The 18986-nt window shown below is 67.0% G+C and carries 14 protein-coding genes; 9 read left to right on the plus strand and 5 right to left on the minus strand.

The window, feature by feature from the left end; all coding sequences use genetic code 11:
- Positions 1-3 precede the first annotated feature (3 nt).
- The 3 genes from A5785_RS10755 to trmB all read right to left on the minus strand — a co-directional run bounded on the left by A5785_RS10755 (position 4) and on the right by trmB (position 4913).
- Positions 4-3147: an MMPL family transporter gene (locus A5785_RS10755; protein WP_064866375.1), complete on the minus strand. Its 3144-nt coding sequence runs from the start codon at positions 3145-3147 to the stop codon at positions 4-6.
- Positions 3148-3273: 126 nt separating this feature from the next.
- Positions 3274-4065, minus strand: coding sequence for a hypothetical protein (locus A5785_RS10760; protein ID WP_064866377.1), 792 nt, complete (start codon positions 4063-4065; stop codon positions 3274-3276).
- A complete protein-coding gene (trmB, locus tag A5785_RS10765; RefSeq protein ID WP_064866418.1) occupies positions 4062-4913 on the minus strand; it encodes a tRNA (guanosine(46)-N7)-methyltransferase TrmB in 852 nt (283 codons plus the stop codon). The genes A5785_RS10760 and trmB overlap by 4 nt, the downstream gene beginning before the upstream one ends.
- 115 nt (positions 4914-5028) lie before the next feature.
- Between trmB and A5785_RS10770 the strand changes: the two genes are divergently transcribed.
- The 8 genes from A5785_RS10770 (at position 5029) to A5785_RS10805 (ending at position 15238) form a co-directional block, all read left to right on the plus strand.
- Positions 5029-5862, plus strand: a complete 834-nt coding sequence (locus tag A5785_RS10770) for a hypothetical protein (protein ID WP_064866378.1) — start codon at positions 5029-5031, stop codon at positions 5860-5862.
- A gap of 1 nt (position 5863) precedes the next feature.
- The gene (locus tag A5785_RS10775; protein WP_064866380.1) at positions 5864-7198 is read left to right on the plus strand and encodes a hypothetical protein; all 1335 of its coding nucleotides are present in this window, start codon (positions 5864-5866) and stop codon (positions 7196-7198) included.
- Complete coding sequence (locus A5785_RS10780) at positions 7195-7545, plus strand: DUF6802 family protein (RefSeq protein ID WP_064866382.1); 351 nt, start codon at positions 7195-7197, stop codon at positions 7543-7545. Before A5785_RS10775 ends, A5785_RS10780 begins: the two co-directional genes overlap by 4 nt.
- 217 nt (positions 7546-7762) lie before the next feature.
- A complete protein-coding gene (locus A5785_RS10785; protein WP_049700356.1) occupies positions 7763-9589 on the plus strand; it encodes a phosphoenolpyruvate carboxykinase (GTP) in 1827 nt (608 codons plus the stop codon).
- A 44-nt stretch (positions 9590-9633) separates the two neighbouring features.
- On the plus strand, positions 9634-10656 hold the full coding sequence (locus A5785_RS10790) for an esterase-like activity of phytase family protein (RefSeq protein ID WP_064866384.1): 1023 nt from the start codon (positions 9634-9636) through the stop codon (positions 10654-10656).
- Between the two features lie 101 nt (positions 10657-10757).
- Positions 10758-11654, plus strand: a complete 897-nt coding sequence (locus A5785_RS10795; protein ID WP_064866386.1) for an ABC transporter ATP-binding protein — start codon at positions 10758-10760, stop codon at positions 11652-11654.
- Between the two features lie 3 nt (positions 11655-11657).
- Positions 11658-14216, plus strand: coding sequence for an ABC transporter permease (locus A5785_RS10800; RefSeq protein ID WP_064866388.1), 2559 nt, complete (start codon positions 11658-11660; stop codon positions 14214-14216).
- A gap of 212 nt (positions 14217-14428) precedes the next feature.
- Positions 14429-15238 carry a hypothetical protein gene (locus tag A5785_RS10805; protein ID WP_064866390.1) on the plus strand — a complete coding sequence of 270 codons (810 nt, stop codon included), beginning with the start codon at positions 14429-14431 and terminating at the stop codon, positions 15236-15238.
- A gap of 19 nt (positions 15239-15257) precedes the next feature.
- On the opposite strand, the gene A5785_RS10810 is transcribed toward A5785_RS10805, so the two are convergent.
- A complete protein-coding gene (locus A5785_RS10810) occupies positions 15258-15986 on the minus strand; it encodes a class I SAM-dependent methyltransferase (RefSeq protein WP_064866420.1) in 729 nt (242 codons plus the stop codon).
- A gap of 110 nt (positions 15987-16096) precedes the next feature.
- Here A5785_RS10810 and A5785_RS10815 point away from each other — a divergent pair, with 110 nt between their 5' ends.
- Positions 16097-17239 (plus strand): glycosyltransferase family 4 protein, encoded by a 1143-nt coding sequence (locus A5785_RS10815; RefSeq protein ID WP_064866392.1) that lies wholly within the window; start codon positions 16097-16099, stop codon positions 17237-17239.
- Here the strand turns inward: A5785_RS10815 and A5785_RS10820 are convergent.
- Positions 17221-18942, minus strand: coding sequence for a hypothetical protein (locus tag A5785_RS10820; RefSeq protein WP_064866394.1), 1722 nt, complete (start codon positions 18940-18942; stop codon positions 17221-17223). The two genes, A5785_RS10815 and A5785_RS10820, sit on opposite strands and share 19 nt — an antisense overlap.
- Positions 18943-18986: the final 44 nt, after the last annotated feature.

Below are 18986 nucleotides of genomic sequence, written 5' to 3' on the forward strand. Positions count from 1 at the left end.
CTGCTACTCGCCGGAACGGCTGCGGCGCAACAACTCCTGCACGCTGATCTGCCGGTTCTCGCCTGGCGTCTCGTCGGCGCGTGCGTGGCGATCGGACCGACTCGGTCCATCGTCGGGGCGCGAACGCCGAGGCGGCGTCGTGCGGGTCTGATGTTCCTCGCCCGGTGCGACGGGTGGCTGTGCTCGGCGCGCCGCGTCGGGGGAGAGGCCCCGCTCCATCGGCGACTGTGCACCCTCGGGTGCGCGTTGCTGCGTTGCCCGCGCCTGCTCCGGCGACAGTGACGCGACGAGCGGACGCTTGCCGGTCTTGTCGAGATCGGGGCGTCGACCCAGCGGCGACGGGCCCGTGGCGCCTGACTGCGGCTGGTTCAGGCGGATGCCGCCTTCGCCGAGCATCCACCCGCCGGTGTCGGGACGATCGGACTTCTGACGACGCGGTGACGGCGGGCGAGCGGTGCGCGTACGTACCGGCTCGATCTCGTCGAGAGTCTGTGCGGGACGCTGGTCGCGCAGGGCGGGGCGTCGGTCCGACGGCGGCCGTGACGGCCCGCTGCGCGCTGCCGGCTGGGTTGCTGCAGGTTGCGCAGTAGGAGGTTGGGCAGCCGGCTGCGCAGCGCGACGTTGCATCGGTTGCGGCGCCGGGGTCGGCTGGGGCGCGGGGGTTGGCCGCGGCGCCGAACCGGCGCGCATGGAGCGTGTGGCCGCGCCCGCCGAGACCGTTGCGGCGGCACGGGGAGCTGCCCGCATGGCGGTCGTCGGTACCTCGGAGATCAGCGTGCCCGCGCGCATACCCTGCGTGCCGGCGCCCGCACCGGCGACCTTGGCGTCGGGCTCGTCGTCGAGGATCGTCTCGCCGAGGCCGATCTTGCGCTGCATGGTCTTCATCCAGCGCGGTGCCCACCAGCAGTCGTCGCCGAGCAGCTTCATCGTCGACGGCACCAGCAACATGCGGATGATGGTCGCGTCGAGGATGAGGGCCGCGATCATGCCGTACGCGATGTACTTCATCATCACGATGTCGGACAGACCGAAAGCGCCCGTCACGACGATGAGAATCGCAGCCGCCGCGGTGATGATCCGACCCGTGTGTGCTGTACCGACGCGGACCGCTTCCGTGGTGCTCGCGCCCTTCTGTCTCGCTTCGACCATGCGGGACAACAGGAATATCTCGTAGTCCGTGGACAAACCGAACACGATCGCGATGATCAGCACCAGGACCGCCGCAAACAGCGGGCCGGGCGTGAAGTTGGCGATCGACGCGCCGTGACCGTCGACGAAGATCCACGTCAAGATGCCCAGCGTCGCGGCGAGACCCAGCGCCGACATCAGTGCTGCCTTGATCGGTAGCACCAGCGAGCCGAACGCCAGGAACATCAGTAATCCGGTGACCAGGACGAGCAGGATCGCCATCAGGGGCAGTCGGGTGAGCAGGGCGTCGATGGAGTCCTGCACGAGTGCCGGAGTTCCGGCCACCCACATCTGGATGCCCGCGGGTTTGTCGATGGCGCGCAGGTCCTTGACGGCCGCGCCGGCGGTATCGCGATTGACCAGACCCGCCGACATCTGGATGACCTGCGGACCGTTGAAGCCGTAGGTCCCGGTGAGTGCTCCGTCGTCGGCCGACGGACTGAACTGCTTGGTGAAGCCGGGGATCTTGTTGGCCTCGTCGGCGATCTGCTGGATCTTGGTGCCGCTGTCGGGGTCGTTGACGTCGTAGGAGATGACGAGCTTGACCTCTTCGGTGCGTTCCTTCGGGAACGCCTTGTCGAAGTCCTCCTGCGCGACACGGCTCGGGTTGTCCGGCGGCAGATAAGCCTCGCTGATGCCGCCGAACTTGATGCCGCCGATCGGGATGGTGAGGACGAGCAGGATCAGGACGGTCGGCACCGCGGTGGCGACCGGGTGGCGCATGACCCACCCCGACAGGCGGCCCCAGAAGCCGTTCTCGATCTCGGCCTTGGTCTTGGTGCGCCGGAGGAACGGCAGCCCGAAGGCGTCGATCTTCGGTCCGAGGATGCTCAGGATGGCCGGCAGCACCGTGATCGAGAGGATCGCGGCCAACGACACCGAGAAGATCGCGCCGTACGCGACTGACTTCAAGAAGCCCTGCGGCATCATCAGCAGACATGCGATGGCGGCGACGATGATGGTCGCCGAGAAGACCACGGTTTGTCCCGCGGTCATCACGGTTCTTCGTACCGCGGCCTTGGTGCTGTAACCCTCTGCGAGTTCTTCTCTGAATCTGCTGACGATGAACAGGCCGTAGTCGATCGCGATGCCGAGGCCGATCAGGGTGACCACCGACTGCGCGAAGATATTGAGCTCGGTGAGCTGGGCGATGATGTTCATGATGCCCAGCGAGCCCGCGATGGTCAGACCGCCGATGAACACCGGGAGACAGGCGGCGATGACACCGCCGAAGATGAAGAACAACATCACCGCGACCAGCGGAAGCGCGATGACCTCGGCGCGTCGGATGTCGTCGTCCATGCCGCTGGCCATTGCTCCTGCGACGGGCTGGAGGCCGGCCAACTGGAATCGGGTGCCCTCGAGACCGTACTTGCCGGGATCGTCGACGACGCCCTGCAGGAACGGTTCGACCTTCTGGTAGTTCGCGAGCACCGAGGTGTCGTCGTTGCCCGCGACGCCGATGCTGATGAAGGCCTGCTTCTTGTCCGCGGTGAACGTCCGCGACCTGATGGTGTCCTGTGCCGCCTTCTGCGCGACCGTGTCGTCCTTCAGATAGAAGGGGTCGATGATCTCGTGGTTGTTGCGCAGCGCGTTCTCGTAGGCCTGCTGATCGGTCGAATCGGGAGCCTCAGCTGCTCGCTGCACCACATCGGGATGCTGCTGCAGCAGATCGTCGACGACCTTCTCGACCTTGGTGCCGAACTCCTTGTCGTCGACCTGCGTGCCTGCGGGCGGGGTGATGAGGAGGATGACGTCGGAGCGATGGTCGCGGCCGAAGGCGGTGTCGGCGACGACCGAACCCTTCGACGACTGGGCGGTCGGGTCGAACCAGCCGCTCTGCGACAGGTGGTTGCCGAGGCCGAGTCCGTAGAGGCCGAGGCCGCCCATGATGGCGACCAACACCGCGATGACGGCAAAGCGCATCCGGAAGACGAATGTTCCGATGGCTCCGAACACGCCGACTCCTTTCGGGAAAGTCTCGCCGAGATAGTTGCCGAGATTGTTTCAGTGGTGCCTGAGTGCTTGCTGAGGTTTGGCTCTTGGTGTTTCGGGCTGGGTTTGCGGTCCGAGCGGACTGTTCTCTCAGCGGAGAAGTGCGCGCAGCGGCCGGAACGGGGTGAGCCACGCGCCGTCGTCTGGCAGTGAATCGAGCCCGATCCGAGGCAGCGGCTCCCGGAACACACCGGGTATCTCCTCGAGATCGACGAACTCGAGTCCGTCCGTCGACAGCGCCCAACTCACGTGTTCGCGGAACCCGATGACCGTGACCGGAACGCCTTCGGCTGCGATCTCGATCAGTGGATCCCGAAACGCCTGACCATCTGCGGACGCGACGATAAGCCCGGCTAACCCAACAGTGTGCCTGCGAAGCTCGATGTGGTCGAGCATGTCGGAGTCCACATCACTGTCCTCGGACAGTTTCGGCTTGGCGAACACCGCGTACCCGACGTTGCGTAACGCGTCGACCCACGGCCGCACGACGTCGGCGCTACCAGGCACGATGTTGGTGAAGACCGTCGCCTCGGGTTCGATCTGGACCGCGGTGTCCGACGTCGTCGAAATGTCGTCGACATCACTATCGCCGTCGAGAGCATCGTCATCGTCGATCGCACTGTCATCGGCGTTGTCGTCGCTGACCGACCGGTCGTAGGCCGCGACGGCCGCTTGCGCCGAGATGTCGGCGGTGCGCTGGAGCAACCAGCGGCCGAGCGCGTCGAACCGCGGTCGATGCGCCGCCGTCGGCCGTCCGCCGAGAATGGACCCGAGGCCCATGTCCATGTTGGGTGCGTCCCAGACCAGAAGGACGCGCTGCGCGCCGCTCTGTCCGGAGATCGTGTCGGCGAAGCGTGCGGCCGTGCCACGGGTGTCGGTCATGAGCCATCGCCGCCTGTCGGGATCTCTGGAGATTCAGGGGTTTCTGGAGATTCTGGGTTGTCTGAGCCCTCAGCCGTCGCCTTCTCACGGGGTCGGACATAGACGAACTCGTTGACCTCGCGGCCCTCGCGTTCTGCGCGACCTTCGAACTTGGTGGTCGGACGCTCGAGCGAGACCGGCACCGCAGTGGTCGCGGGTACGACGTGGACCCGCTCGGGATTCTGCGTCGCAAGGATTTCGGCGATCCACTCCGCGTAGTCCGCATGGTCGGTGGCGATATGCAGGACGCCGCCGGGCCGGAGTCGGTCAGCCATGAGTTCGATGGTGCCTCGTTGGACGAAGCGGCGCTTGTGATGGCGCGATTTGGGCCAGGGGTCGGGAAAGAAGAGGCGGATCGCGGTGAGCGATCCGGACGGGATCAGTTCACGCAACACGACGACGCCGTCGCCGCGGATCATGCGCACATTGGTCAGGCCAGCGCGGTCGACGAGCCCGACGAGCTGTGCCAGGCCCGGCTTGTAGACCTCGACGGCGATCACGTCGACGTCGGGTTCGTCTGCCGCCATCGCGGCCGTCGAGATGCCGGTTCCGCTGCCGATCTCGAGCACGCGGGGTGCCTCGCGCCCGAACAGTGCGTCGAAGTCGATGGGTGGTTCCGGGGTCTGGGCCGGGTCGGTTGCCAGGTCGCGGCCGAGCACCGGCCACAGCGTCTCCCAGTTGCGCTGCTGGCCCGGCGTCAGCGAGCCGCGGCGGAAGCGGAAGCTGGTCACACGCGGGTAGAGGCGTGACGCGTCGCCTTGGCCGTCGGCCGGTCCGGGGGAGGAGTTCACCGGTCCATCGTGGCCCATCGGGTCGGTCATGCACACGTCGACACCCGCTTGTGCAATCTGCTGCGCCACCTCACCCAACTGCGACTACCCTTCCACCAGGGAAGATCGGCCGGTCTCGAGTGGGGGTGAGTGCGTGATCGATCCAACGGGTCCGCTCGCTCTCGCACTGTCGTCGGGATCGATCGGGCAGCTCGTCGCGCCCGATTCGCCCGCTTTCGGCACGCTCGACGCCGCCGCGCGACGCTACGTGCAGCCACTGTCGGTTGCGGTGGTCGGTCGGCGCGGGGTGGGTCGCGACATGATGGCGCGTGCGTTGTGTGAGCGGTTCGGGGTCGCGGCATTCGTGGCCGAGCGTGGGTCGGGCGTGCTCGCCGGAGCCGATCTTCGAGTGCATGTGCTCGCAGGAGCGCCGCGACGTGCCGACCACGACATGCTCGCCGCCTCGCCACGCGAGCGGACCGTCGTCGTCCTCGGAAAGGCCGACACACTCGCAGCCGACGCCGCAGATGGGCTCGTATGCGCCGCGAGTGAGTCACTCGCCAGGCCGGTCGTCGCGGTCTCGCAGTTGTCGGCGTGCGCCAGGGTGTCCGACGACGAGTTCGAGTTCCTCCGCACACTCGCTGCCGACGGTGAGGCGATGCCGGCGATGTCCGGCCACTTTCTCGCGCCCGCACGGCCTCAATTGCAGATGCGCGCCGATCTGATTCGACGCCTCGACGCCGCTGGTATCGGGCGTGCGCTAACTCTTCTGGCCGTCGACGACCCGGCGGCCGCCACCGCAGCGGCACTCACTAGATACTTACGAGCGACAAGCGGATTCGACGCTCTGCGCGACGCGATCGAGACGTGCATGCCCGCGGTCGCTGCCCATCGGGGTGCGCAGGTGCGCGCATCGCTCGAGCTGGCGGCGGCAGCCGGCGCCGACCGCGACAGCGTCGAACGGCTCCTGCGGACGGAAGGTGTGTGACGTGGGCTCCGAGTTGTCGACGCTCGCCGCCGGTCTCGTTCCGCTGTGTCGGGTCGCCGTCGCTGCCGCCGAAGGTGTCGACGTCGAGCCTCTCGTGGAGGCGTGTCGGGCGGTAGCGGCTGAGACAGGGGGTGCTGCAGGTTCGGCCATCGACTTCGTGACGTTCGATCCGAACCGCGACCTCGCGGGCGCCCACGCTGCGGTGCTGGTCATCGATCCGGCATCGGCGGTCGTCGACGACGAGGATCTTGCCGCGCTGCGGGAGCTGACCTCGGCGGTGGAGCATGTCGCTCTGGTCTGTTGCCGCATCGAGTCGTTCTGGGATTGGCCGCGGATCGTGCGTGGATATCGGTCAGAACTCGATCCCGCCGGAGCGCTACCGGTCTTCGCGGTGTCGGCGGCCGCGGCACTCGCGGGCGCCGTCGAGGAGTCGGGGATCGGCGATCTGCTCGACTGGTTCGCGACACCGAACGCCGAGCCCACTGCACGCATCCCGCAACCGAAGACCCCGCAAGCACCGACCCCTGTGGATACCGACGACCGCGTCGACCCCGACGCCTTGGCAATCCGTCGCGCACGATTGCTGGCGCTCAGAGACAGGGGACGGGCGGACCGGCTGGCGTCGCTTCGCGCGGGGATCGTTCGCGTGCGTGCGCAGAGCAGCGCCGACATCACGGCGCGGGTCCGTGCGCTCGTTGCGCGCGCCGAACACCGCGGCGCCGCGACCACCGGCTCCGACGTCGAGGCCGACGCCGCGTGGCTCGACCGCGAGATCGACGGTCTCGTCACCGACCTCGACGCCATCACCGACACCCGACTCGACGCCGTCGCGTCGTCGACCCTCGTCGGACTCGACGTCGACGATCCGCCCGCGCACCGAGACGACGAGCCGATCGTCGCGCGTCGCGATCTGCCGTCCGGGCGACGCACGGGCGAGGACGCGATGCTGCTGCTGATCGGTGCGTCGACGGGTATCGGTATCGGCAGACTCGCGGTCGCGCCGCTGGCCTCGGTGCACACGCTGCAGTGGATCAGCATGCCCGCGGCGCTCCTGCTCGGACTCGCGGTGGCGGTGTGGGTGATCCGGATGCGGCGTGCGGCAACCGTGCGCGCGCAGGTGCGCACCTGGGTCAACGACGTTCTCGCCGACGTCCGTGCCCGGGTTGAACGTCGGGTTGCCATGCAGCTCACCGAGGCGGAATCGCGCATCGGCGGCCAAGTGCTGCGCGCATACGATCGCCAGGGTCGTCGAATCGCCGACGAGGTCGCCGAGATCGATCAACGTCTCAGAGAGCTCCGCGCAGCGGGCGGTGCAGTCAGTGGGGGTAGGCAGTGAACATCGACTCGTTCGACTTCGGAGACGTATCCGGTGAGGAGAACCGGGATTGGGCCGGCCTCACCGAGCCGGGGTCGCAGCCCGATTCGCCCGCCGACAACCTGCTGATGCACGACGACGGCCGCATCTGGGACCTCGGCCCCGCAGACGTCGACACCGACGCAGACGGAGTGCCCGATTCGTTGACTCGCAGTGGTCCCGGGGGCCTGACGGTGTACACCGACAGTGACCACGACGGTCAGGTCGATCGCATCACACAGGTGGGCTCCGACGGCTCGTTCGCCTCCCGAACACTCGACCGCGACACCGGCATCTGGGTCGCCACGGACTCCGGCAGACTCGAGTGAGTGGGTTCGCATAGAGCAGAAAGTCCTGGTGGCAGTGGGTTGCAAGTCCTCGGAAATCCGACATCGGTCACCTTGCAAGCCCCCTCCGGGGTGTGCGAATGTGGCCTATACCGCATCTCGTAACCCCAGGCCCTAGCGCACGCTCGGTCACAGTATCCTGGGGATAAGCAACCCATACGGGGCGGCCAATGCGGGTCGCCACCTCGGAGGAGGAAATATGACCGCCGCCACGATTCCGGGTCTGGAACCCGGCACCGCTCCGACTAAACACGAAGCGCTGTTGGCATGGGTGGCCGAGGTCGCCGAGCTCACTCAGCCCGACCGTGTGGTCTGGTCCGACGGCAGCGACGAGGAGTGGGATCGTCTCACCGCCGAACTCGTCGAGTCGGGCACGCTGCTCAAGCTGAACGAAGAGCACAAGCCCAATTCCTACCTGGCCAAGTCCGATCCCGCCGACGTCGCGCGCGTCGAATCGCGCACCTTCATCTGCTCCGAGCGTGAAGAAGATGCGGGCCCCACGAACAACTGGGTCGCGCCCGACGAGATGCGCGCCACCCTCACGCCCCTCTTCCGTGGCAGCATGCGCGGCCGCACGATGTACGTCATCCCGTTCTGCATGGGCCCGCTCGGCTCCGACGACCCGAAGCTCGGCGTCGAATTGACCGACTCCGCCTACGTCGTGCTCTCGATGAAGATCATGACCCGCGTCGGTCCCGAGGTGCTGCGCCTGCTCGGCGACGACGGCTTCTTCGTCAAGGGCCTGCACTCGGTCGGCGCTCCGCTCGAGCCCGGTCAGGCCGACGTCGCATGGCCGTGCAACCCGAACAAGTACATCACCCACTTCCCCGAGACCCGCGAGATCTTGTCGTACGGATCGGGTTACGGCGGCAACGCGCTCCTGGGCAAGAAGTGCTACGCGCTGCGCATCGCGTCGGTGATCGCGCGTGACGAGGGCTGGATGGCCGAGCACATGCTGATCCTGAAGCTCACCAGCCCGGAGAACAAGGTCTACTTCGTCGCCGCTGCGTTCCCGAGTGCGTGTGGGAAGACCAACCTGGCAATGATCCAGCCGACCATCCCGGGCTGGAAGGCCGAGACCGTCGGCGACGACATCGCCTGGATGCGCTTCGGCGACGACGGCCGTCTCTACGCGATCAACCCCGAGTTCGGCTTCTTCGGTGTGGCACCGGGCACCAGCATGGACTCCAACCCGAACGCGATGAAGACCATCGACGCCGGAAACACCCTGTACACCAACGTCGCCGAGACCGACGACGGCGACATCTGGTGGGAGGGAATCGGAGGCGAGAAGCCTGCGCACCTGACCGACTGGCTCGGACGTAGCTGGACGCCCGACTCGGATGAGCCTGCCGCGCACCCGAATTCGCGCTACTGCACACCGATCTCGCAGTGCCCCTCGCTGGCCGAGGAGTGGGACGACCCCCAGGGTGTGCCGATCTCGGCGATCCTGTTCGGTGGTCGTCGCAAGACCACGGTGCCTCTCGTGACCGAGGCCCGCGACTGGCAGAACGGCGTCTTCATGGGTGCCACGGTCGGCTCCGAGCAGACCGCGGCCGCCGAGGGCAAGGTGGGCACCGTCCGCCGCGACCCGATGGCCATGCTGCCGTTCATGGGCTACCACGTCGGCGACTACTTCCAGCACTGGATCAACCTGGGCAAGAACGCCGATGCGTCGAAGCTCCCGAAGGTCTTCTACGTCAACTGGTTCCGTCGTGGCGATGACGGCCGCTTCCTGTGGCCGGGATTCGGCGAGAACAGCCGCGTGCTGAAGTGGATCATCGGCCGCATCGAGGGCGAGAACGAAGGCGTGCAGACGCCGGTCGGCATCGTCGCGAAGCCGGAGGAGATCGACGTCTCCGGGCTCGACGTCCCCACCGAGGATCTCGAGGCGGCACTCGCCGTCGATCCCGACGAGTGGCGTCGTGAGCTCCCGTTGATCGAAGAACTCTTCGAGTTCGTCGGCGAAAAGCTCCCGACAAGCCTGCAGGATGAGCTCGACGCCCTCAAGCAGCGGCTGGCCTGATCTCACCTTCTGTCACATCTGTAACTGAGGTATCGTTGCCCCCTATGAGTCTTCGCTCGTGGGGGGCAACGGTCGTCTCTGCGCTTTTGGGTACATCAGTTCTCCTCGGCATATCCGGTATGTCCGCCGGAACTGCGCATTCTGCGACGCCGATCATCGCGCGCTACACCGACACTGCTTACGTCAGTGGCGTACCGACGTTCGGAGCGATCTCGGGCATCGATCGGATCGGCGCCAACCGATTCGCGATGATCTCGACCGACGTCGGCCGCGGCGGACCAGCACGCTTCTTCACGAGCCAGTTCAGCTACACCTCGGGTGCCGCGGGCTTCACGTCGAATCCCGGAATCGACGGCGGCGGTGTGCTGCTGGGCCCTGGCAACATTCCGCCGCTGCCGGGTTCGGCACAGTACGAGGGAATCCGCGCCACGAGCGGTGGTTACGTCGTCGTCAGTGGTGGCGACCATCAGTTCGTGCGTCTGCAGAGCGCCGGGCCGGTGGCCACCTACATTCGTGACCTCGGGCTGCCCGCGGCGTGGCGGCCATCGAAGAAGTCGGGTCTTGCCGGTCAGCGTGGACTCACCGGCGTCGCTGTGGGACCACGCGGGCAGATCAGCGTGATCACGGCGGGAGGTCTCCGTCAGGACCCCGCAACGTCGGCGCGGTTGCTGACGTTCGGAAAGACGAACTCCGAGTTCGTGTATCGCACCGATCCGGGTAAGAACGCTGCCGACGTCCTCGCGGTCAACAACACCGACTTCCTCGTCCTCGAGCGCGGTAAAGGCCGCAGCACGGCGATCTACTGGGCGACGACCCGTGGCGCCGATCAGGTCGGCGGGAGGGCCAACCTCTCGGGTGCCGAGAAGCCGATGCCCAAGCAGTCGATCTTCAACACCGACGGCACACCCCGACTCTCGACGGGCAATATGTCGTCGATGGCGTGGGGTAACTGGCAGCCCGATCTGCCGTGGCAGGACTTCCGCACCCGCACTTTGTTCGTCGTCACGAACAACGCCTTCGCCGGGCCGACCAGGGTGCACTCCTTCGAGGTCCAGCTGCCCCGCTGACGCGTCGTCGCGGCAACCCTGAGATCTCAGGGTGTTGTGGGGAAACACTGTAGGGGAATCACCCGATGGCAATGCGGTGCCATTTTTGGCACGGTTAAGCCATGACATCAGAGCAGGGCGCGAGCGCGGGCGCCGAGGATCTCGTCAAAACTTACGGATCAGGTGACACGGAGGTCCACGCACTGCGTGGCGTCACGCTGTCGTTCCGGTCCGGCGAGTTCACCGCCATCATGGGGCCGTCCGGCTCGGGGAAGTCGACCCTGATGCATTGCCTCGCCGGACTCGACGTCGCGACCAGCGGTCACGTCCACATCGGCGACACAGATCTGACGGGCCTGTCCGACAAGAAGATGACGCTGCTGCGACGTGACCGCATCGGCTTCGTGTTCCAGTCGTTCAACCTCGTCCCGACTCTGACCGCCGCTGAGAACATCACGCTGCCGTCCGACATCGCAGGGCGCAAGGTCGACAAGGATTGGTACGACACGGTGATCAGCCGACTCGGTATCGGCGACCGACTCGATCACCTGCCCAGCGAGCTCTCCGGCGGTCAGCAACAGCGTGTCGCCTGTGCGCGTGCACTCGTCGGGAGGCCCGCGATCATCTTCGGTGACGAACCGACCGGAAACCTCGACTCTCGTTCGTCGGGAGAGGTGCTGTCCATCCTGCGTGCGGCGACCGACGAGTTCGGTCAGACCGTCGTCATCGTGACGCACGACCCGCGAGCGGCGTCGTACGCCGACCGCGTCGTCTTCCTCGCCGACGGCAAGATCGTCCGCGAACTACCTCGGCCAACGGCCGACGACGTGTTCGAGGTGATGAAGAACCTCGACGACGTTCCCGCAGGCGATTCCGGCTCGGATGCCGGTGCGACTGCTGATGTGACTGTCGGCGCAGAACTGGGCAAGCACGAATCCGGCTCTGTCGCACCCGAATCCGGCGTCGGCCGGCACGCTGCGGACGCCGGGTCCGGTGCGGATTCGACGCAGGCGGGCTGACACATGGCCTCGTCCTCGGTGATGCGGAAGGTATCGCTGCGCAATCTGGGTGCGCACAAACTGCGACTTGCGCTGACGGTCTTCTCGATCGTGTTGGGTACCGCGTTCGTCGCGGGGTCGATCGTGTTCACGTCGACCATCTCGCAGGCCTTCAACTCGATCTTCGACAACGCCGCACCCGGTGTGTCCGTCGAAGTGACCCCGGAGGATTCGAACTCCGCCGGGGTGTCGAAGTCGGTTGTCGACCAACTGAACTCACAGAAGAAACAGCTCGGTATCGACAAGCTGTCGACCAACTACTCGGGCCTGGTGACCATTGCCGATTCGAGCGGCAAGGCACTGCAAACCGGCGGGGCGCCGAGCATTGGTTCGGCGTACATTCCGCCGAACGAGTCGCTGTCTCCCGACGACGGAAAGCTGCTGCCCGGCGGACGTGCACCGACCGGATACCAGGAAGTGGTCCTCAACGAATCGGCGGCGGAGAAGGGTGATCTCAAGGTCGGTTCGCAGACGAAAGTGGTTGTCGGACAGGGCTCGAGCCAGCCAATGGACGTCACGGTCGTGGGTATCAGCCAGCTCACGGGCGACACCGGCGGATTCGTGAACGTGCAGTTCGAACGCGAAGCGGCAAGCCAACTGCTCTCCGACGGTGAGCATGTCGCGACCGTCGACATGTCCGCCGTCGCGGGCGTCAGCGACACCGAACTGCGCGATCGCGTCCAGAAGCTCCTCGCGTCGGATGCGCTCAAGGTCCGTACCGGCGATCAGGTGCGCCAGGACGAGAAGGACCGCGTTAACCAGTTCCTCACAATCTTCACCGGCATCCTGCTCGCCTTCGCCGCCATCGGTCTGGTGGTCGGCACATTCATCATCTACAACACCTTCTCGATGATTGTGGCGCAACGCAATCGGGAGCTCGCATTGCTGCGTGCGGTGGGTGCCACCGAGCGCCAGGTGTCGCGATCGGTGTTGTTCGAAGCGTTCGTCGTCGGTGTGATCGGTGGACTCGTCGGTCTCGGTGTCGGCATCGGGCTGGCGGCTGCGCTCAAGGCCATCACGTCGTCGACGTCGGGGCTGCCGCAGGCGTCGCTCAACGTGAGTGTGTGGGCGGTACTCGCGGCACTGTTCGTCGGCGTCGTGGTCACGATGGTCAGCGCGTGGGTTCCCGCGGTGCGTGCGGCCCGAGTGCCGCCCGTCGAGGCGATGCGCGCCAGCGACGCCGAGCGCGCGTCGTCGTTGCGAAACCGCACGATCGCAGGAGTGGTGTTCGGTGTGATCGCCGTCGTCGCGATCGTGTGGGGTGCCATGGGGGAGGGCATGCTGCGTGCGATCGTCGTCGGTCTCGGCGCGGGCGCCGCGATTCTGGCGGCCGTACTCGCGGGCCCGGCATTACTGCAGCCCGTCGTCGGTGTGCTCGGACGAGTGATCGGCGCACCCTTCGGGTCGATCGGCTACCTGGCCCGCACCAACGCGATGCGCAATCCACGACGCAGCTCCGCGACAGCCTTCGCGCTGACACTCGGGCTGATCCTCGTGGCTGTGATCGGCACGCTCGGCACATCATTCAAGGGCACCGTCGACACCGCCGTCGACACGGGAATCACCGCCGACTACATCGTGACCGGCACCAACAACCTGCCGATCTCGCCAGCCGTCGCCGAAGCCGTGAAAGGTGTGAAGGGCGTCGAGGATTCGGTCAGTTTCGGTGTGGCGCAGGCGCGGGTCGGCGACACCAAGGTCAGTGGCTTCTCGCCACTCGGCGGCCAGATCAGTTCCGTCACCAACATCGACATGCTCGACGGTGCGTCGGACAGACTCCCGGACAACGGGATGTTCGTCAGCCAGCGAACAAGCAACGACAGGGGCTGGAAGCGTGGTGACACAGTCACTTTCACCTCGTCGCTCGGTCAGCAGGTTCCCACGCGGGTCGACGGCGTGTACGCCGACAACGAGACGTTGCAGCCGTGGCTCGTTGGCAGCAAGGTCTACGAGTCACTGATGCCCGAGCCTGCGCGGATGAGCTTCGGAGTGTTCGTCAAGGCGAAGCCCGGCGTCGACTCGTCAACGCTACGAACAGATCTCGAGAACGCGACCAGTTCGTACCTCACGGTGCAGGTGCAGGATCGTGAACAGTTCAAGAGCAGTGTGTCGCAGCAGATCGACCAGATGCTCGGCGTCCTGTACGCCATGCTCGGGTTGGCATTGGTCATCGCGATCCTCGGCATCGTCAACACGCTGGCGCTGTCGGTGGTGGAGCGACGCCGCGAGATCGGAATGCTCCGAGCCGTCGGCATGGTGCGCGGTCAGGTTCGACGCAGCATCTACCTCGAGTCGGTGTTCATCGCCATATACGGTGCGCTCGTCGGTGTGGTGATCGGCGTGGTCGTCGGGTGGGCGCTGGTGCGCACGCTTGCGCGCTGGGGACTCGGCGATCCGGTCCTGCCGTGGACGCTCATCGTCGTGACCCTGATCGGAGCGGGCGTCGTCGGAGTGCTCGCCGCGCTGTGGCCCGCCAACCGCGCCGCCCGCACCCGACCACTCGAGGCGATCGCCGAGGCGTGAGCGCCGAGCCCGGGCGGCGAGCCCCGGGCGGCGAGCCCGGGCGCGCAGATGTCCAGCGATCCGTATGACGTTCCGCCCGGAATCGGCGCTGACTGTCATACGGATCGAGCTGGCACACGGCGCGGCCTGTTCGCCGAAGCTGTGCTGTCCACAGTGAGAGGTCTTGGACCAGTCCCACATGTGGCGACAGGCGGTTTGGCACAATCGGCGCCATGACGCGACCACCCGAGGACCCGAACGACCCGGCCGAGCACCCGCACACCCGGGCGTTCGACCCCAACGAGGACCCTTCGGCGGGCGGCGACCCGACGGCGCGCACCGAGGCCTACTCGCAGCACGATCCCTACGCCAACCAGCCGTACGGGGACCAGCAGCACTACGGCGACCAGCAGCACTACGGCGACCAGGGCTATCCCGACCAGGGCTACGGCCAGCAGGGCTACCCCGACCAGGGCTACGGCCAGCAGGGCTACGGCAACCAGGAGTACGGCCGGCAGGGCTACGGGAACGAGCAGCAGCCAGGGCAGGACCCCGACTCGTCGGGCGGCGGGAAACGCACCGCGATCCTGGTGGTGGCGATCATCGCGGTCATCGCTCTGATCGCCGTAGTCGCCTATGCGATCATCCGCAGTTCCGGAGGCGACGGCGGCACGGCCGCGACCACCGCGCCCGCGACCACCACGGTGACTACGACACCCACCACGACGACGACCGAGGAAACCACCACCGAGGAGACCACCACCACGACAACACCCGCGCCGGCGGCAGGGGCGGTGACCTACCAGATCACCGGCAACGGCGACGTCGTCGCACTGCGGTTCCGCAAGGGCAACGACTACGAGATCGTCGCGGCGACCGGAACCCCGTGGTCACGGCAGGCCACAGTCACGGGCACCGACGCGGAACTGACCGCAGTCGTCGTGCGTGGCCCGGTGACCTGCAACATCCTTCGCGGTGAGGAACTGCTCGCCTCGGCGACCAGCAACGGCGGCACACTGCGCTGCGCAGCGGGGCTCGGCTGAGCACAGGGGCGCCCAAGCCTCAGCGCGGCTCGAGCACCAGCACCAGGTTCGTGGCCGCAACCTCGCGCACCAGCGGTATGCGCAGCACCCACCACGCCCAGCTCGGCAGGTAGCGCGGGAAGGCCGCGACCAGCCGTGCGCGGCCGCGTCGGGACCGAGCCCACCGCAGACCGTCGTCGGCGGTCACGGCAAACAGCGACGTCCCGAACAGGTTCTTCGGCGGATGCCCGTTGCGCCGCGTGTACCAGCGCGCGGCCCGGGCGCCGCCGAAGTAGTGCCGCAGACCCATCTCGTGTCCACCGAACGGACCCCACCACAGCGTGTAGCTGACGATCACGATGCCGCCGGGACGTGTCACCCGCAGCATCTCGTCGGCCATCTCCCACGGCGCAGGCGTGTGTTCGACGACGTTCGACGAGATGCAGATGTCGATAGAGCCATCGGCGAACGGCAACTCCTGGCCCGACGCCCGCACCGATCCCCGATGTTCCAGACCGCCCGCGTGCATTTCGGACGGGTCGGGTTCCACAGACAGGTACGACGCCCCGCGCTGGCGAAACGCATCGGCGAAGTAGCCGGGACCGCCGCCGACGTCGAGCACCACGGCACCGTCGAGCTCGGCGAAGGCGCCCACGAGGTCGGCGGTGTCGTCGGCGAGGGCGCGGTAGAAGCGGGCGGGATCGGACTGCTCGAAGCGGAAGTCGTTGAGCAGCCCCGCCGCGCGTGCGAGCGTGGCGATTCGGGCCATCCCGGCGTCGGCACGTGTCGTGGTCGAGCCCGCCGTCGAGGAGTCTTTGGTCGTTCTCGGTCGCGGCACGTCGGAGATGCTACCGGGGTGGGTGCGTAGCATTGTCGGCGATGAACACCCCGTCCGACGTCGTGCTGCTGTGCTGGCGCGATACCCGCCACCCCCAGGGTGGAGGCAGCGAAACCTACCTCGAGCGGGTCGGTGCGGAACTCTCTCGACGCGGAATGCGCGTCACCTACCTGACGTCGACGTACCCGGGTGCCTTGCGCACCGAGGACCGCGACGGCATGCGCTTCGTACGCGCAGGGGGTCGGATCACCGTGTATCCGGCGATCCTGGCCGTGCTCCTCGCCGGTCGGCTGGGCTTCGGTCCGCTCGCGGGAGTCTCGCCCGTCGCCATCGTCGACACACAGAACGGCATCCCGTTCTTCGCGACACTGGTCTCGTCGTCGCCGACCATCGTGCTCGTGCATCACTGTCACCGAGAGCAGTGGCCGGTGGCCGGCCGACTCCTCGGCAGACTGGGATGGTTCCTCGAGTCGCGGGTGTCGCCGCGGGTCCACCGTCGCAACCGGTATGTGACGGTGTCGGCGCCGTCGGCGCGCGAGCTCGTCGAACTCGGTGTCGACGACGACCGGATCACCGTGGTGCACAACGGAATCGACCCGACGCCTGACTTGGCGGTGCCGGTACTGCGTGACGATCACGGGCCGGCTCGGCTGTGTGTGCTCTCGCGTCTCGTACCGCACAAGCAGGTCGAGGATGCGCTGCGGGTTCTTGCCGACCTGCACCGCGCGGGTGAGCGTGATGTGCATCTCGACGTCATCGGCGACGGTTGGTGGTCGTCTCGATTGCGTTCGGCTGCAAGCGAACTCGGTGTCGAGCGTCTTGTGACTTTCCACGGGCACGTGTCGAACGAACGCAAGTATCAGGTCCTCGCGGAGGCTGACGTGCACCTGATGCCCTCGCGTAAGGAGGGGTGGGGACTCGCGGTGATCGAAGCGGCACAGATGGGTGTGCCGACCATCGGCTACCGCCACGCCACCGGACTCGCGGAATCGATCGACGACGCCGAGACCGGACTACTGGTCGACGGCGTCGACGAGATGCTCTCCGCCACAAGAAAACTCCTCGACAATCCTGCCGAACGCAACCGCCTCGGAGTGGCCGCACGCGAACGCGCGCAACGTTATTCGTGGTCGGCGACGGCCGACGGCTTCATGTCGGTCTTCGATCAGTCCTCGCGCGGCTGAACCTCACTGCGAGCCCGGCGGCGCCCTAGCGGCCACAGCGTAGCCACACCGCCGCAGATGATCAGCGCAGCCCAAACAAGGTGTGCCGCGTAGGCCGTTACGCGCGCTGCGCTGGAGGCGTCGCCGACGTCGGTCGGGTCGGCGATACGGAACAGGACGAGATCGTGGCCGCGGAAGACGACGTCCGCGCGGTCGGCCAGCGTGGCCGGTACATCGGGTTGAGCTGTGCCCGAGAGATTTTCGACGAGCACCCAGCCGACGCCGAGCCGAGCGAGAGTTATCGGGTCACCACCGGTGCGCAGCGCTTCGGTCACCTGCTGTGCGCGCGGTGTCGCCTCGTCGACGGTCGCGCCGTCGACGACGAGTTCGCCCGATTCGACGACGGGCGCGCGCAGCATGCGTGCGGCCGGATCGAGTGATGGCGAGTCGGTGAAGGGGTACTGCCGCACGGTGCCGGGAGGCCATAGCGCGACGTCGCCCGCGTCGGCGGGAACGAGTTGCGCAACGCGCGCCCAATCGTCGGGATACTGCACCGTCGAGAGTCGTCCGCCGACTCCCCACGCAAGGTCGGGCAGCGGTGCCACCACGAGAAGAACCACCGCCGCGAGCGCGAAACCCGAAGGGACGAGGTCACGTAACCGCCACACCGCGGCAGCGCTCGCCACCGCGACGATAGGCATCACCAGCGCCACGAACTTCGACGAATCGCGCAGCAGCCCACCGCCCGGGATCGCGGAGACGACCCCCGCGAGCGCGCCGCTGCCCGGTCCGAAGGCCGTGATCGCCAGACCAACAACCACCACAACACCGAGCACGGCCAGCGCTCGTACGAGGGGAGCGTCGACAAGCAGTTCGCGCCTGCGCCACAACGTGATCGACCCGACCCCGACGACTGCGATCAGGCAGACCGTCGCGACCGCTGCCCACCAGAACGTGCGGCTCGCAGGTGCGGCGTCGGCGTTCCAGATACCGCTGAGACCCAGCACAGTTCCGAGCGGTCCGAGCCCTGGTTCGGACCGTAACCCGAAGGCGCGCACCCCCGCAGTGCCGTCCGTCGAGGTCGACGCAGAGGTCAGCAGCGCGGCCACCAGCCACGGCAGCGCCGACAACACCCACGCCGCCAGCACCCCGATCAGCGGCCGCGCGCGGACGCAGACCACTGCAACCACGAGGCCGAAAAGTGAACCGCTCGGCGTGAATCCGGCGACGGCGAGAAGTGCCGCCAATACACACCAGCGGCGCATCGACGCTGTGTCACGGTATTGCGCAGCGGCCAGCGCGATCCATCCCAGCGCGCCGTACCCGACGAGAAGCCCCCAGTGGCCCTGGAGAAGTCGTTCTGCGACAAAGGGATTCCACAACGAGACGATCGTGGCCGCGACGGCGCCGGTCCGGCCGGCGCCGGGTACGAGATGCGCCGCAAGTCTGCCGTATCCGACGCCGCCTACGGTCAGTGCCGCGAACAGGATTGCCGTGACGAGGAATCCGCCGTCGACCACCGAACTCCCCAGTGCCACAGCCCAATCCTGCGGAACGGCACGCGGTGGTAGGTCGCCGATCCCCAACGTCGTGTCGGTCACGTACGACCGGGGCGTCGACACCGCGTCGCGGTAGAGCAGATATCCCGGGCGCAGCAGCGGACCGAGGATCAGCGCGGTCAACGCTGCGCTGATCACCCAGAGCGTCGGCAGCAACCGGTGCATGGCGTGCCGTGTGATCTGGGTCCGGTGATCTGAGTCCGGCGAAC

This window comes from Gordonia sp. 852002-50395_SCH5434458 (genome assembly GCF_001665905.1).
Classification (GTDB): domain Bacteria; phylum Actinomycetota; class Actinomycetes; order Mycobacteriales; family Mycobacteriaceae; genus Gordonia; species Gordonia jacobaea.

Bases quoted from the DNA above. Each gene is read 5' to 3' on its own strand.
- A5785_RS10760 (WP_064866377.1), bottom strand. From the start codon at position 4,065: ATGACCGACACCCGTGGCACGGCCGCACGCTTCGCCGACACGATCTCC.
- trmB (WP_064866418.1), bottom strand. From the start codon at position 4,913: ATGGGCCACGATGGACCGGTGAACTCCTCCCCCGGACCGGCCGACGGC.
- A5785_RS10785 (WP_049700356.1), top strand. From the start codon at position 7,763: ATGACCGCCGCCACGATTCCGGGTCTGGAACCCGGCACCGCTCCGACT.
- A5785_RS10790 (WP_064866384.1), top strand. From the start codon at position 9,634: ATGAGTCTTCGCTCGTGGGGGGCAACGGTCGTCTCTGCGCTTTTGGGT.
- A5785_RS10795 (WP_064866386.1), top strand. From the start codon at position 10,758: ATGACATCAGAGCAGGGCGCGAGCGCGGGCGCCGAGGATCTCGTCAAA.
- A5785_RS10800 (WP_064866388.1), top strand. From the start codon at position 11,658: ATGGCCTCGTCCTCGGTGATGCGGAAGGTATCGCTGCGCAATCTGGGT.
- A5785_RS10805 (WP_064866390.1), top strand. From the start codon at position 14,429: ATGACGCGACCACCCGAGGACCCGAACGACCCGGCCGAGCACCCGCAC.
- A5785_RS10810 (WP_064866420.1), bottom strand. From the start codon at position 15,986: ATGGCCCGAATCGCCACGCTCGCACGCGCGGCGGGGCTGCTCAACGAC.
- A5785_RS10815 (WP_064866392.1), top strand. From the start codon at position 16,097: ATGAACACCCCGTCCGACGTCGTGCTGCTGTGCTGGCGCGATACCCGC.
- A5785_RS10820 (WP_064866394.1), bottom strand. From the start codon at position 18,942: ATGCACCGGTTGCTGCCGACGCTCTGGGTGATCAGCGCAGCGTTGACC.